This window comes from Isoptericola sp. AK164 (assembly GCF_029643425.1).
Lineage (GTDB): Bacteria > Actinomycetota > Actinomycetes > Actinomycetales > Cellulomonadaceae > Isoptericola > Isoptericola haloaureus.
The window spans coordinates 2,145,020-2,157,425 of record NZ_CP119106.1; the positions used below are offsets into that span (position 1 = coordinate 2,145,020).

General features: G+C 69.1%; 19 protein-coding genes and 1 tRNA gene. 13 read left to right on the forward strand and 7 right to left on the reverse strand.

The window, feature by feature from the left end:
- Positions 1-8: 8 nt before the first annotated feature.
- A complete protein-coding gene (locus PO879_RS10000) occupies positions 9-257 on the reverse strand; it encodes a hypothetical protein (RefSeq protein WP_278234756.1) in 249 nt (82 codons plus the stop codon).
- 39 nt (positions 258-296) lie between these two features.
- Here PO879_RS10000 and PO879_RS10005 point away from each other — a divergent pair, with 39 nt between their 5' ends.
- The 9 genes from PO879_RS10005 to PO879_RS10045 all read left to right on the forward strand — a co-directional run bounded on the left by PO879_RS10005 (position 297) and on the right by PO879_RS10045 (position 6,184).
- The gene (locus PO879_RS10005) at positions 297-812 is read left to right on the forward strand and encodes a hypothetical protein (RefSeq protein WP_278234757.1); all 516 of its coding nucleotides are present in this window, start codon (positions 297-299) and stop codon (positions 810-812) included.
- Between the two features lie 51 nt (positions 813-863).
- Positions 864-936: transfer RNA gene (locus PO879_RS10010), tRNA-Asn, on the forward strand.
- Positions 937-1,300: 364 nt separating this feature from the next.
- Entirely contained in the window at positions 1,301-1,609 is a 309-nt protein-coding gene (locus tag PO879_RS10015; protein ID WP_278234758.1) for a helix-turn-helix domain-containing protein, read from the forward strand.
- Complete coding sequence (locus tag PO879_RS10020; protein WP_278234759.1) at positions 1,606-2,544, forward strand: hypothetical protein; 939 nt, start codon at positions 1,606-1,608, stop codon at positions 2,542-2,544. Before PO879_RS10015 ends, PO879_RS10020 begins: the two co-directional genes overlap by 4 nt.
- Before the next feature lie 39 nt (positions 2,545-2,583).
- Positions 2,584-2,832, forward strand: coding sequence for a hypothetical protein (locus PO879_RS10025; RefSeq protein WP_278234760.1), 249 nt, complete (start codon positions 2,584-2,586; stop codon positions 2,830-2,832).
- A gap of 191 nt (positions 2,833-3,023) precedes the next feature.
- The gene (locus PO879_RS10030) at positions 3,024-3,635 is read left to right on the forward strand and encodes a hypothetical protein (RefSeq protein WP_278234761.1); all 612 of its coding nucleotides are present in this window, start codon (positions 3,024-3,026) and stop codon (positions 3,633-3,635) included.
- Positions 3,635-3,805, forward strand: coding sequence for a hypothetical protein (locus PO879_RS10035; RefSeq protein WP_278234762.1), 171 nt, complete (start codon positions 3,635-3,637; stop codon positions 3,803-3,805). The genes PO879_RS10030 and PO879_RS10035 overlap by 1 nt, the downstream gene beginning before the upstream one ends.
- Before the next feature lie 29 nt (positions 3,806-3,834).
- On the forward strand, positions 3,835-4,029 hold the full coding sequence (locus PO879_RS10040) for a hypothetical protein (RefSeq protein WP_278234763.1): 195 nt from the start codon (positions 3,835-3,837) through the stop codon (positions 4,027-4,029).
- A 379-nt stretch (positions 4,030-4,408) separates the two neighbouring features.
- Positions 4,409-6,184 (forward strand): hypothetical protein, encoded by a 1,776-nt coding sequence (locus tag PO879_RS10045; protein ID WP_278234764.1) that lies wholly within the window; start codon positions 4,409-4,411, stop codon positions 6,182-6,184.
- Between the two features lie 140 nt (positions 6,185-6,324).
- On the opposite strand, the gene PO879_RS10050 is transcribed toward PO879_RS10045, so the two are convergent.
- Genes PO879_RS10050 through PO879_RS10060 form a run of 3 tightly spaced genes read right to left on the reverse strand, consistent with a single transcriptional unit; the run spans position 6,325 to position 7,520 of the window.
- Positions 6,325-6,669, reverse strand: a complete 345-nt coding sequence (locus PO879_RS10050) for a hypothetical protein (RefSeq protein ID WP_278234765.1) — start codon at positions 6,667-6,669, stop codon at positions 6,325-6,327.
- A 38-nt stretch (positions 6,670-6,707) separates the two neighbouring features.
- On the reverse strand, positions 6,708-7,076 hold the full coding sequence (locus tag PO879_RS10055; RefSeq protein WP_278234766.1) for a helix-turn-helix transcriptional regulator: 369 nt from the start codon (positions 7,074-7,076) through the stop codon (positions 6,708-6,710).
- A 45-nt stretch (positions 7,077-7,121) separates the two neighbouring features.
- The gene (locus PO879_RS10060) at positions 7,122-7,520 is read right to left on the reverse strand and encodes a hypothetical protein (protein ID WP_278234767.1); all 399 of its coding nucleotides are present in this window, start codon (positions 7,518-7,520) and stop codon (positions 7,122-7,124) included.
- Positions 7,521-7,908: 388 nt separating this feature from the next.
- Here PO879_RS10060 and PO879_RS10065 point away from each other — a divergent pair, with 388 nt between their 5' ends.
- Positions 7,909-8,223: a hypothetical protein gene (locus tag PO879_RS10065; protein WP_278234768.1), complete on the forward strand. Its 315-nt coding sequence runs from the start codon at positions 7,909-7,911 to the stop codon at positions 8,221-8,223.
- 91 nt (positions 8,224-8,314) lie between these two features.
- Positions 8,315-8,557 (forward strand): hypothetical protein, encoded by a 243-nt coding sequence (locus PO879_RS10070; protein WP_278234769.1) that lies wholly within the window; start codon positions 8,315-8,317, stop codon positions 8,555-8,557.
- 178 nt (positions 8,558-8,735) lie between these two features.
- On the opposite strand, the gene PO879_RS10075 is transcribed toward PO879_RS10070, so the two are convergent.
- Positions 8,736-9,674 carry an HIRAN domain-containing protein gene (locus PO879_RS10075; protein ID WP_278234770.1) on the reverse strand — a complete coding sequence of 313 codons (939 nt, stop codon included), beginning with the start codon at positions 9,672-9,674 and terminating at the stop codon, positions 8,736-8,738.
- Positions 9,675-9,814: 140 nt separating this feature from the next.
- Here PO879_RS10075 and PO879_RS10080 point away from each other — a divergent pair, with 140 nt between their 5' ends.
- The gene (locus tag PO879_RS10080) at positions 9,815-10,045 is read left to right on the forward strand and encodes a hypothetical protein (protein WP_278234771.1); all 231 of its coding nucleotides are present in this window, start codon (positions 9,815-9,817) and stop codon (positions 10,043-10,045) included.
- Between the two features lie 21 nt (positions 10,046-10,066).
- On the opposite strand, the gene PO879_RS10085 is transcribed toward PO879_RS10080, so the two are convergent.
- Entirely contained in the window at positions 10,067-11,287 is a 1,221-nt protein-coding gene (locus tag PO879_RS10085; protein ID WP_278234772.1) for a site-specific integrase, read from the reverse strand.
- A gap of 180 nt (positions 11,288-11,467) precedes the next feature.
- Entirely contained in the window at positions 11,468-12,046 is a 579-nt protein-coding gene (locus tag PO879_RS10090; RefSeq protein ID WP_278234773.1) for a DNA starvation/stationary phase protection protein, read from the reverse strand.
- Between the two features lie 86 nt (positions 12,047-12,132).
- On the opposite strand from PO879_RS10090, the gene PO879_RS10095 reads away from it, so the two are divergent.
- Positions 12,133-12,381: a hypothetical protein gene (locus PO879_RS10095; RefSeq protein ID WP_278234774.1), complete on the forward strand. Its 249-nt coding sequence runs from the start codon at positions 12,133-12,135 to the stop codon at positions 12,379-12,381.
- Positions 12,382-12,406 lie beyond the last annotated feature (25 nt).

The following is a 12,406-nucleotide window of genomic DNA, read 5'->3' on the forward strand; positions in this document are numbered from 1 at the left end:
CGCAGCGCTCAGTCCTGCACGGTCGTCACCTTGTAGACCACACCGCCGCGGTCGTAGGTGGTCCACTCGCCGACCCGGCGCCCCCGGTCGAAGTGACCGGACCGTTTGCGCGTGCCGTCGGTCCGGTACCACTCCCAGTAGCCGTGCAGCTCGCCGTCCAGGAACTGCCCCGTGGCGCACACGCTGCCGTCGCGGTGGTGCTCGGTGTGCGAGACGAGTCCCGGTGCCGAGGGGTCGCCGGAGTGTGACGGTGCCATGGTCCCATCATGCCGCGCACCGACGACTACGGTGTCCCCATGTTCCGACGACGCCAGCTCCCGCCCTCCGCCCGTCAGGTGGTGCCGCTGATCGGTACCGAGCGGCTGCTCGCGAGCGCCGAGACGGCCGACGGCGGCTGGGTCGTCGCCACCACCGCCGACCTCGTACTGCTCTCCGGCGACGACGACGCCCCGCGGGTCGCGACGCGGCGCCCCTGGTGCGACGTCGACCGCGCGGCCTTCGACCCGGAGCGGTCGGTCCTCACGGTCGAGTGGGTGGACGCGGCACCGGACCTGCGCCCGATGCTCTCCGACGCGGCCGGCACGAACCTGCCGGCGGTCGTGCGCGAGCGCGTGCTGTGGTCCGTCGTCCTGGCCGAGACGGTCGACGTCCCGGGCGGGACGGTCCGGGTCGCGGTGCGGCGCCGACTGGACGGCACCCTCTTCTCCCAGGCCGTCGCGGGCGACGGGGTCGACCTGGCGCGCGCGGACGTCGCGAACGTGGTGGACGCCACGGAATCGAGGGTGCGGGCGGCGTGCGGACTACCCGGTTGAACCTGGTATGGTTTTCACCGGTTCGCCGCTCCACGGAGCAGACGGACACGATCCCGCGTAGCTCAGCTGGCAGAGCATCCGACTGTTAATCGGACGGTCACTGGTTCAAGTCCAGTCGCGGGAGCACTCCACGAAAGGGCCCCTGAACTGCGCAAGCGCAGGACGGGGGCCCTTTGCCGTTCCCGTCTTGCATCCTCCGTGCATCCTTCACGCGCTCTGCAACGCGTCCGAGACCACCCGATCCGGAGCACTGGCGCCCCTCTGGCCGACCGGAGCACATCGGACCCCGAACCCGGCTGTTCGGCGCCGGCCTGTGCACATCACTGTGGACGGAGACCTCGAAGGTCGTACCGCGAACCATGGCGCACCACGGCCCACCATGAACACAGAAAGTGCTCTGACCTGCACAAACGCTCGGAATGCTAGTTCTCTGTGCTCGTAAGGTTGTGGTGACAGCGCATGACGGAACTACACCGCAGGAGCTTCCCGTGGCTACAGCACCGGTCGAGCAACGTCGACTCGCCACCCTCGCCGAGACCGCCCGTCGCTATGGCGTTGCCGAGCGGACCATCCGCCGACGCGTCTACGACGGCACCCTTCGCGCCTACAGGATCGGCCGCCTCCTGCGAGTCGATCTCGACGACGCGGAGGCATCGTTCCAGTACACCCCCGCGACAAGAGTCGAGCACCCGAACGTCCCCGCACCGCACGAGCCCCGACCCACCTCGACGCGCACGAACTCCACCCCGACCACAGTCGCCGGCATCCGCGCGAAGCTGGCCGGGAGCCGCGCGTGATCGGCCCCGGACACGGCGACGCCCCCGGAATGCAGGCCGGGGGCGTGATGATCGCCGAGCGAGGATCGAACGACGCGACCACGGTAGCGCACCGTGCAGACACGATGCCTCGGGGCACACAAGCCGTCGAGACCGTCAAGCGCACGACGATGCGGTTCCTTTGGGAGCGTGCTCTCCGCAACCGCCTTGTGTTCGAGTACGGCCGGGAGAACCCCGAGGCCGCACTCACCTCGCAGGCGAAGCTTCTCGGGCTTCTCCTGGCCACGTATACCGACCCGGATCTCTCGATCCCCGCGCGGTTCTCGCCCTCCTTGAGCACGCTCATGAAGGCAGGGAGCATGAGCCGCGCTACCGCCGTCAAGCACCTTGGGGTGCTCGAGCACACCGGGTGGATGGTCTCGGTGCGCCCGGACCGCGGTACCGCTGCTCGTGACCATGTGAGCAACCGCTACCGGCTGACGTTCCCGAGCTGGCTCGTCGAGCGTGCCGGCGGGACGGTGGAGGGCATCGAAGACCTCCTCCGAGGATCCGGTTCACCTCATGAACTGGGTGCAACTTCGCCCTCGCCTAGTGAACTGGACCGGGCTACGGGTTCTACCGGCGCCGGTTCGCGAGGTAGACACAACCAGCACTCCCCATCACCTACCAGCACCGGAAGCACGCTCCGCGCGCCGGCCGTGACCGTCGAGTACTTCACGGCACCGGACGACTGGACACCGGAACAGGACGAACGGGCCATCGTCCAGGCCCGAACCTGGGGCATCGACCGGCTCGAGGCGCTGACGCAGTTCCGCAAGCACGTCGCGGCACCCGAGGGCTCCGACTGGGACTGGCTGTTCGACGAGTGGGTCGAAGAAACCGGCGGCTGCTACCTCGAGGGCGACATCAGCGACTACTTCCGCGCACTGCCCGCGGGTGCCGCGATCCGCATCTGACCATCCCGCAACCACCACACCACAGACCCGGGAGGACCCATGAACAGCCCGATCACCGCGCACGAGGCCGACCACGCACAGCACGCCCTCTACGAGCTCGACCGGCTGCCTACCCGCGAGCTGCTGTTCGACGTCATCGACCGTGCGCGCCAGCTCGCCGGACTCGTCGACGTGGCAGAGCCCGACGCTGCGGCCGGCCTTTACCGCATGGCCTCCGAACTGGTCCTCGCTGACACCGCCCGAGTCCACGCCGGCGCTCACGCCCGCGCACGAGTCCGTACCCGATAGGAGCGCCGAACGATGACCATCCGCCTGCCGGATCCCGGCAACAGGTGCACCACCTGCGGCGAGTGGCTCCGAGAGCCCGCACTCACCAGCCGCTGCGCACCCCGCCACACCCACACCTCGCGCGCGCCCGCGCGTTTAGTGGGACGGACGTCCCGCGCGAGGTCCATGCACCACCGATCGAAGGAGACGCGATGAGCACGAAGACCTTGCCGGAGAAGGCTGCCGCGGTGGCCGAGCTCGAGGAAGCGACGTCGGCGGCCGCGGAGGCCGAGTCGGCTGCCCGGGACGTGTCGGCTGCTGTGGAGGCCGGCACGGTGACCGACCCGGCAGAGTTCGAGCAGGCGGAGTCGCGGAAGCGGTTCGCGTTCCTGCGGAGGAAGGGCGCGCAGGCTCGTGTGGCGGCTGCGGAGGCTGCGGAGCGGGCGGAGGCGCTGGAGGCGCTGGACGCGGCTGTGAGCGGCTACGACGGCCCGGAGCGTATCCGAGCCGCGCGGGAGGCGTTCGGGGCGGCTGTGGAGGATGCGGCGGCCCGTTACGCGGCCGTGGTGTCGAAGGCGCGCACGGACGCCGGCGCGCTGCTCGCGCAGGCACGGACCGCGGGGGTCGAGCAGTCGACCCAGCCCGAGGCGCGACAGGCCGGCCTGCAGCGGTTCCTGTTCGGTGACCAGCTGTTCCTCTCCGGTGCCGGCCGCGCGGCGTCGCTGAAGATGCCGTTCCCGGCGAAGCACAGCGACACGGAGCGCGACCTGACCAAGACCGCCACGAACGCGCTGCGTCGTGGCCTGACCAACGGAGGCAACTGATGGAAGTGACACCGCTGCAGGAGGCACTGCAGGCCCGGTTCACGGCCCAGGAGACCGAGCATGAGGCCCGGAAGGCCGCCCGTGTGAGCGAGAGCGACGGGAAGCCGCGACCGCGGTCCCTGGACGAGGCGCTCAAGCCTGTTCTCGCGCGTGCTCAGGCGGGCAAGTGATGAGCCGCGCTGGCGCCGTCCTCGCGCGCATGGCCGACGAGGGAGGCCTTGACCAGCTTGGGGCCGACCTGCGGCGCCGCGTGCGCGCCCTGGAGACCTCGTTCGGGCCGTACTGGCCGGACTACGCCGACCCCGGCGACGTGATGGCAGTGCAGTCCCTCGCGAACGTGCTTGGCCTCGCGGACCCGACCGAGCAGGTCGATGTCATGGAACCGACCTGCTGACCGTCTCCCCTGCTGGCGGGCCCCCGGAGCGCGGGCCCGCCAGCCACCCCACCCACGAACGGAGCAGCACCACGATGAAGATTGCCGGACTGGACGACTTCCTCGCCGATGTCGAGGAAGCCAACACGCTCGAGCTGCCCTACCGGGGCCGCACCTACCGTCTACCGCAGCCCAACCTGCACCGCATGGAGCGCTGCGTCGAGGTGTGGAACGCGCACCTGGGCGACGACCGCGCCACTCAGCAGGCGGCCCTTGGCGAGGCTCTGGGCGACGACACGATCCCGCGGCTCGCTCTCGGTGCCGACGTCGTCGAGCAGATGGAAGCCGACGAGGTTCCGGGCGTAGTCGTCACCGAGTTCGCGGCCGTCGCGTTGACGGCTTGGGTCCGGGGTCCCGAGGTCGCGCAGAAGCTGGTCGACATGCGGGTGCAGCGCCGCAAGGCCGCCCAGGATTCGGCCATGCCGAGCAAGACGAAGACCAAGGCTCGCCAGTCGGCGAAGAAGCGAGGTGCATGATGCCGCTGCGTGTCGCGGAACTCGACACCCTGTTCACGGCCACGATCGACGACTTCGAGGCCAAGACCCGGAAGGTCGAGAAGAAGCAGGCCGAGATCGACGGCAGCCGCACCGAGGCCGAGATCGTCGCGGACGTCGCCGCGGCAATGCGGCACCTGGACGGCCTGCAGGCCGACCTCGAATCGATCGCGACCACGGAGACGGAAGCGGTCATCGGGACGGACTTCTACCAGAACCTGCGCGACATCGAGGAAGTCCGGGCCGAGCTCGAAGAGATCCACCTGTCGCAGACCGAACCGCAGATCGACCCCGACGTGTACGAGGCGCGGCGAACGCTCGACGACATCAACGACGAGCTCGACGAGATCGACGACCTCGAGGTACGGCCCAAGGTCGACGCCGACGTGAGCCGTGCCCGCAGCGCGCTTGGCAACTTCCGCGACGAGGCCGCGGACTCCGGGCGAGAGGCCGCGGCGTCGTTCTCAGGCGAGTTCGACGACATCGGCGACTTCGCCCAGGAGGCCCTCGCCGGACTGGGTGCGGCGGGCGGCCCGGTCGGACTGGCTGCCGGCATCGCGGGCGGTGTGGTGGCCGGCTACTTCGTGAACGACTTCATGGAGAGCGCCGAAGAGCTCGAAGAGCTGACCGGCGAGATCTTCGACGCCCTGGCCGACGACGGCGCGGCGAGCTTCGCGCGCATGAGCGAGGAGGCCCGTCAAGCGTTTATCCAGACGCGGGCAGACGCGCTGCTGGCCGAGCACGGGGTCGACGACATCGCGGGCGCGGCCGAGGCGCTGGGCGTCTCCGCGGACATCGCGCTGGCGGCCATGGCCGGCGACACGGAGGCCCTCGCCGAGGTGTCGGCCGCCTACGAGAGCAAGGTCGCGGACATCGGCGACCAGTGGGGCTATTCGAGCGAAGTCGGCACGGGCAAGATCCGCGCGCTCGACGACGCGACTCGCATCCTGTCCGACGAGACAGGTGCCCTGGACGACGCCACCCGCGAGGCGAACAAGCGCCAGGACCTCATGGGCCAGACCATGGACGAGGTCACCGGCAAGGCCGAGGTGGAGGAACAGGCCGCCCGCGACCTCGCCGCCGAGATCAACGCCATTCCTGACGACGCCTACACCGACATCCACGTGAACACGGACGGCGCGTTCGACCGGATCCGGGCACTGAACAGCACCCTGAACGCGGTCAACGGCCGCACCGTCACAGCTCATGCAGCGTCGGCGATGTACGGGCAGGGCGCCTACGCCGGCGGTGGCGCGGTCTACGGGCCCGGCACCGGCACGTCCGACTCCATCCTCGCGCGCGTCTCCAACGGTGAGCACGTGTGGACCGCGGCCGAGGTCGACGCCATCGGCGGGCACTCCGAGGTCGAGCGCATGCGCCAACTCGCGCTGGCCGGGGACCTGCCTGAGTTCGCCGACGGCGGGGCCGTCCTCGTAGGCGGCAGCCGGACCGCGGCCCAGGTGACACCCGCGCCACGCGTGTCCGTGAGCGCGCCGTCGCTCAACGGCGTGCACGTCGTGCTCGAGGTCGACGGGCGATCGGTCACCGGGGTGATGCGCGAGGTCGCACGCGGAGAGCTGCGGGACGCGGCCCTGCAGGGTCCAGTCGAGGTGTCCCTGTAGCGGTGCCGCTCATCGATGCGCTCTCCCACGCCCCGGGAATGCACGTCGAACACCGGCATCGATCCTGGCCAACGCCAACTGTCCGCGCACTGCATGGACGACGCCCCCGTCCATCCTTGGTAGTCCCATAGGGGGCGTCTTCACGGTGCGATGCTCGCCGGGAAGGGTGGCTCCTCGCGCCGGTGAAGAGAGTGGCGCGATGCTGCGATTCCACTCAGCGACATTGCCACTTGGATGAAGCGGTCCCAGACGAGGGAGTGGACGCTCCGCGTGATCTCGTTCTGCTCAGCTTCGGAGATCGCTGCGAGCTCCTCCTTGTCAGCGATCTTGCTGATCAGTGCCACTTGAACCGTGAAGGTGTACCCCTCGTCCACCACGCGGCCGTGGCCGATGACCAGAAGCCGGTCAGAACCCTCCGGCAACAGCGGATAGCAGTTCCAGCGTTCCGCCCCCGGCTCACTATCCCAGCGGGCGCTAGCCGACATGACAAGGAACTCGTCCCACTGGAGCGGTTCCCTAAGAGTCATCGAACACCCAGAATCGCAGGTACCGCCAGCCGCGGATCCACATCGGGCGCGTCGTCAGGAGCATGCATCTGGCCACGAATCGCGAACTCCTCGTACGGCGTGATCTCGTAGTCAATGACGACACCTAGTGCGCTGGCGTACCGGCGCAGAGAAGACCAGCGTGGGTCGGACCCGAGTCGCTCGAGATTGGAGACGACGGAAGGATCCCGTCCCATGCGACTGGCAACGTCACGCTGCCGGAGCCCCAGCCGGATTCGACGGTCTCGGAGTTGCTCGATGAGGGCGTACGCGCCCTCAGTTTGTCGAGCATGGACCTGCTCGGTGTTGTCTCGGTCACCAGCGGCGACGTCGTCGAGGCGGGTCATGACATGAAGATAACCCCATGCGAGCCGTCTTGCATAGGGGGAATATCACATGTCGGAGCGCCGAGCGTAGGCCGCAGCCGCATCACGGTTCTGCCGCTCCCGCTGAGCGTTGCGATCCCCGGTTGGCTTGACGGCCAGCATGAGCCCGACGGCGTGCACGCCGTCGTCATGGCTCTCTTCGACGAGGTACAACCTCAGCCGCGGCCGCGTCGTGTCGAGGGTGAGTTCGTAGAGCCAGGGCTCGTCCACGACCATCTGGAACTGCTTGTAGTCCTTGTTCCTGCGCAGGCGCCCTTGTTCCAGGCGCCGGATCAACGGGCGGAGTTCAGAGCGGGCCATCGGGTCGAGCTCAAGCAGCGCCTCCGCCTCCGCCTCGGCCTCGTCGTTGACCCAGCCGAAAACACATCCGACACCGACCGAGCGCAGTGACCTGGTCGGGCTCATCGTCGCCCAACCACCCGAGTCACCCGCATGTCCAAGAACGTAACAAAACACGTTTGGCTGTACCGACACTAGCAGGCTGAGCCGACCGTCACTCGACCAGAATTCACCCACACTCCGGAGTCCTCGCTCACAACGGCCGCCGCACAAGGGTTGGAGGGTGCATCAGATTTTCTACATCATTCAGCCCCAAGGTGGGGCACTGGGGAGCGGTCAGATGCCCCTCTGTGCAGCTCGGCGGTGCACCAATGCGCACTGTTCTGACCTGCACAAATACGCCTTGTACTGGATTCGCATCCGTGGTTGGCTGGTGCCACAACACAGCGGGCCCGGCAGGTGCGCCAACACCAGACCGGGCCCTCGACCGGCACCTATCCAGGAGGAACCAGCCGTGACTACCATCATGCCGCACCCGGCCAACACCACCCCCGAGCCCGACGACAGCGGCGCCCGCCACTCGTACACGCGCCGCACGATCGCTCTCGACGTCCAGCCCTCCCCCGATACCGACCCGTCGGACGCCGTCGTCCAGGGCATCCGGTGGACCGAGCACGAGGCGCCCACCGTTCACGTCTACGTGAACGACGGGCTCGCCGTGCAGCTCACGCCGGCCGAGGCCCGCACCGTCGCCGCGATGCTCAGCCTCTCCGCCGCGGAGATCGACGGCAGCGGCCCTTCCGCACCCGCACTACGCGCCGTCGCCTGACACACACGGGTACAGGACGCCCTCGTTGCCCACCTGGCAACGAGGGCGCTGTGCGTAAGCGTGTTCGGCTTGGGCGCCGTAGCGTCTAGGTATGGCCGAGTACCTCATCCGCAGCATCCCGCCCCGCCCCGACGACCCGCCGCCATTCCACGCCGAGGATGTGCAGGGGCATCAGTCGACGAGCGACGAGGCTGCAGCGTGGCTGGTGCTCGGGCGCTACTACGAAGATGGACGGGCGCCCGAGCGCGGTGAACTCGTCGAGAACCTCCATGGCGCCGAGCCGATCGTGGCGTGGGAGAGTCTCGCCGACCTCGGGGACAAGCTCGACGCGTAGTGCTTCCGCTCGGATATCTCCCGGCACGTCTCGCTACCCCAGGGGCCCCACGACTGATAGCCCGAATGAGGCTCTCGGATACGACCCGAAGCGCGTTGCTCACCTTGCCACACGCTGGACGTGGGCCCAGGCGCGCCTGCAGCGACAGCGCCGATTCGCGCGCGGATCTCCCGGGGATCTAGCTCAAATTCTCGGCGATCCAGTCCTCGCTGAGGTCGCCGGCCTTCATGACATCGACAGAGACATCCGCTTTGAGCGAGTTCCCGCGAACGTAGCCGTGCGCTGCTGCCACCTTGCCGGCCGCCTCGAGCCGGTCGACGACGGGTAGGAGGTCTGTCGACGTCACGGCAGACAGCATCCCGCACCGCTGACCGTCGATCCGGACTTCGACGACACGCTTGCCCGTTCGGGTGCCTGGCTTCTCGATGCCGTGCAGTGAGACCCAAACTCCCGTCCGAGTGCCCCGCGCGAATGGGGCGATGGCCTCTACGTGGTCTTCTTCGCCCGTCACCTGTACCTGACGCGAGTTGGGAGGCAGCTCCACGACCTCACCATCAGGTCGTCCGTTGGCCGGCACGATCTCGCCCGGTTCACCGAGTGCGATCGTGACCCGTGCACGCCACGTCCCGTCGCTGTTGGTGGCCCACACCCGAACTGGGGTGACGGCAGCGCGGCCGTCCTGCAGCAGCCGATCGAGGACCGGGCGGTATCGCTGTGCTTCCTCGCGCGGCAGGTAGCCCACCTCGAACTCGTCAACGTCGACTCGCACGGCCTGGGAGTCGTGGGGGTTGTTCCGCTCCGGCACTAGCACCGCATCGCCGTAGTACTCCTGGCCCGAGGCAAGCGCGTGCTTCTTGAACAGCTTGCGGAAGGAGTCGCGACGGTACGCCTCGCCGACGATCTCCGTGTCCGGGAAGTTTGAGCCCCACAGCTCAAACGCGCCGAGCGTCAGAGTCTCGCGCTCGGGCGGTTTCCCCGCCGCGGGGCTGCCAGTCGTGGGAGCAGCCTCAGGCGTTCTGACGGGCGAAGCCGGATCCTGTCGTCGTCGGCGCGAGGACCTCCCGGCGAGCCAGAACAGTAAGGCGCTTACCAGGATTAGAACGACGACGAACTCCATTCGGCGAGGCTATCGTTGCCTAGCGCGAGCATTCATCCGACGCACGGGTGAATTCGCGGGCGATCTTCCACGTAGGCGAGATCATTCCTGCCTGACGGGCTACGGTCGAGCGTGATTGTGCGCCAAGGAGGGCAGCTGTGATGAAGGATGTCGGTTCCGTGGAGAAGATGGCCCTCTACTGGGCCGCGCTGACCTTCGGGGGAGGGCTCGTGATCGGGGCCGGCCTCGTGACGGAGACGGTCGGACTGGCCGGATTCGGCTACCTGGTGGCCGCCGTCGGGTCGGTCTTCGGGATCATGCTCGTGGTTCGCGCCGCTCGGGCCATGGACGAGGTCGCCGCTCGCGTGGCCCGCCTGGATCGGACCCCTTAGCGCCCCGCCACGGGCCCCCTCCTAGCTCGCCTGACTCCCACTCCCCCGCGTCGCCGTCACTGCCAACCGCTCCGCGATCAGCTGCTCACGTGAGTCCGTGCTGTGCTGATACCGCATCGCCGCGGCAGCGGTGGAGTGGCCGGCGCGCGCCATGAGCTCGGCGAGCGTGGCGCCCTCGTGAGCCGCCAGCGTCAGGCCGGTGTGCCGCAGGTCGTGGAATCGCAGATCGGGGCGTCCGGCCGCCGCTCTCGCCTTGTTGAAGTGCCACTTCATCGCCGAGTTCGCCAGGTGCCCGCCTGACGACGCCGGGAAGAGCAGAGCGTCCCCTTCCGGCTCGACGTGAGTCGCGAGGTGGCTGGCCAGCACGGGCACGATGTGGAACGGGATCGTGACGTCTCGCACGCCGGCATCCGACTTGGGCTTGCCGACGACGTGCTCTCCACCGACGCGCGCGACCGCGCGACGAACATGCACCACGCCTGTGGGCCGCGGGCCGTCCATGTCGAGCTCGAGGTCACGCCGCCGGAGTTCGGCCGCTTCGCCGTACCGGAGGCTGCACCACGCCGAGATCAGCACCATGGCGCGCAGCCGATCGGGCATCGAGTCCACGATGGCGTCCAACTCGGCGAGCGTCGGCACCTTCGTCTCCGAGGCACGCGCAGCCGTGCCGGCGCCCTTGATGACGCACGGGTTGGCAGCGATGAGCTGATCCCCGACCGCGGTCGACAGGATGGCGCGCAACAGCGAGTAGGCGTGAGAGCGGTAGGTGCGGCCGGTCGTGTCCCGGAGCCCGTTCCACCAGTCGCGGACCGCGGACGGCGTGATCTCGTCGAGCCGGTGGTCGGCGAACCTCGGCAGGATGAACCGCTCGAGCAACCGCTCGTAGTGGGCCACGGTCCGGGGCTTGAGCGGTCGGCCCCGCACCTCCCGGTGATCCAGCCACTGCACCGCGTACTCGCCGAGGACGGGGGCCGGCGTGTCGTCCGGTGTCTCGCTCACGCGGGACCAGGTGCCGTTGCGGATGGCGCGGTGCACCTCGGCGAGCCAGCCCTCGGCGTCCTCGCGATGCTCGAACGTGTGGGGACCCGTGTGCCTGGCGCCGTCCGGGCCGGTGTAGCTCGCCTGGTACCGGCCCGAGCGCATGGCCTGGATCTTCCCGAACGCTCGCCGCGTCCGCCGCTTCGAATCTGCCACCGTTCCCCCGCATCCTGTCTGCATCTTTGCGGCCGTCCACAGGGTCATCCTGTGACACCTACAGTCACATCCTATCGGCACGGCAGCCGCATGAACAGGCGGTTTACGGTGTGATCTCGCGAGATCCGACCGAGACTTGTCACTGGTTCAAGTCCAGTCGCGGGAGCCCACGGAGAAAGGCCCCTGACCTCGCGGTCAGGGGCCTTTCTCGTGTCGGTGGACGGTGGGTCAGCCGGCGTCGCGCTCGGCCTCCCGCGCCTGCCGGGCGGCGGCGATCTCCGAGGTCGCCCCGGCGGTCGACAGCTCTCCCCCGGCGGTCTCGAGGTGCGCCCGCACGAACCAGTGGAACTGCTCCAGGTCGCGCAGGTTGCCGATCAGCAGGTCGTTGGTCACGTCGTCGAGCTCGGCCGTGGTCTCGGCCGCCTGGCGGTGCGCGGCGATGACGCCCTGGTACACCTCGTCCAGCGCCCCGAGGTGCTCGATGGTCGTGGCCCGGCCCAGGTGGTAGTCCTCCCAGGTGCGGTGGGCGACGAGCGCCCCGGGGGTGCCCTGCGGCACCCCGCCGAGCGTGGCGATGCGTTCGGCGACGTCATCGGCCATGAGCCGCACGGCGTCGACCTGCGGGTCGAGCATCTCGTGCACGGCGATGAAGTGCGGCCCGACGACGTTCCAGTGGACGTGCTTGAGCGTCAGGTGGAGGTCGGTCAGCGAGTTGAGGCGGTCCTGCAGGATCTCGGCGACCCGGGCGCCGTCCTCGGCGGTCATCGACGGGACCGTGTAGGTGGGTTGGTGCGTGCCGTCAGCCATCGGATCTCCTTCTGTCGGTCGTCCTTCCATGCTCACGCCCAGCCCCACCGACCGCGACCCGAGAGCGTCCGGCGTACGGTGATCCCATGAGCGAGGACGACCTGGACGCCGGTGTCCCGCAGGTGGACCCGGCGGTCCGCGACGCGCTGACCACGGCCGAGGGCTGGATCGGGCCGGAGATCCAGGGGGTCGCCGTCGGCGAGACCGCCCAGGGCGACCCCTGCCTGGTCGTGTACGCGCCCGACCCGGAGTCGCCGGCCGTGCGCGAGCTGCCGCCCGCCGTCGGCGACGTCCCGGTGCGCGTCGAGGCCGCCGGCCCCTTCGCCGCGGAGTAGCCCCGCGCGAGCCGGCGGCCTCGAC

Excerpts from the sequence above, each read along its gene's own strand:
- PO879_RS10000 (WP_278234756.1), bottom strand. The coding sequence starts at position 257 with ATGGCACCGTCACACTCCGGCGACCCCTCGGCACCGGGACTCGTCTCG.
- PO879_RS10005 (WP_278234757.1), top strand. The coding sequence starts at position 297 with ATGTTCCGACGACGCCAGCTCCCGCCCTCCGCCCGTCAGGTGGTGCCG.
- PO879_RS10025 (WP_278234760.1), top strand. The coding sequence starts at position 2,584 with ATGAACAGCCCGATCACCGCGCACGAGGCCGACCACGCACAGCACGCC.
- PO879_RS10030 (WP_278234761.1), top strand. The coding sequence starts at position 3,024 with ATGAGCACGAAGACCTTGCCGGAGAAGGCTGCCGCGGTGGCCGAGCTC.
- PO879_RS10035 (WP_278234762.1), top strand. The coding sequence starts at position 3,635 with ATGGAAGTGACACCGCTGCAGGAGGCACTGCAGGCCCGGTTCACGGCC.
- PO879_RS10040 (WP_278234763.1), top strand. The coding sequence starts at position 3,835 with ATGGCCGACGAGGGAGGCCTTGACCAGCTTGGGGCCGACCTGCGGCGC.
- PO879_RS10050 (WP_278234765.1), bottom strand. The coding sequence starts at position 6,669 with ATGTCGGCTAGCGCCCGCTGGGATAGTGAGCCGGGGGCGGAACGCTGG.
- PO879_RS10055 (WP_278234766.1), bottom strand. The coding sequence starts at position 7,076 with ATGACCCGCCTCGACGACGTCGCCGCTGGTGACCGAGACAACACCGAG.
- PO879_RS10060 (WP_278234767.1), bottom strand. The coding sequence starts at position 7,520 with ATGAGCCCGACCAGGTCACTGCGCTCGGTCGGTGTCGGATGTGTTTTC.
- PO879_RS10070 (WP_278234769.1), top strand. The coding sequence starts at position 8,315 with ATGGCCGAGTACCTCATCCGCAGCATCCCGCCCCGCCCCGACGACCCG.
- PO879_RS10075 (WP_278234770.1), bottom strand. The coding sequence starts at position 9,674 with ATGGAGTTCGTCGTCGTTCTAATCCTGGTAAGCGCCTTACTGTTCTGG.
- PO879_RS10080 (WP_278234771.1), top strand. The coding sequence starts at position 9,815 with ATGAAGGATGTCGGTTCCGTGGAGAAGATGGCCCTCTACTGGGCCGCG.
- PO879_RS10085 (WP_278234772.1), bottom strand. The coding sequence starts at position 11,287 with ATGACCCTGTGGACGGCCGCAAAGATGCAGACAGGATGCGGGGGAACG.
- PO879_RS10090 (WP_278234773.1), bottom strand. The coding sequence starts at position 12,046 with ATGGCTGACGGCACGCACCAACCCACCTACACGGTCCCGTCGATGACC.
- PO879_RS10095 (WP_278234774.1), top strand. The coding sequence starts at position 12,133 with ATGAGCGAGGACGACCTGGACGCCGGTGTCCCGCAGGTGGACCCGGCG.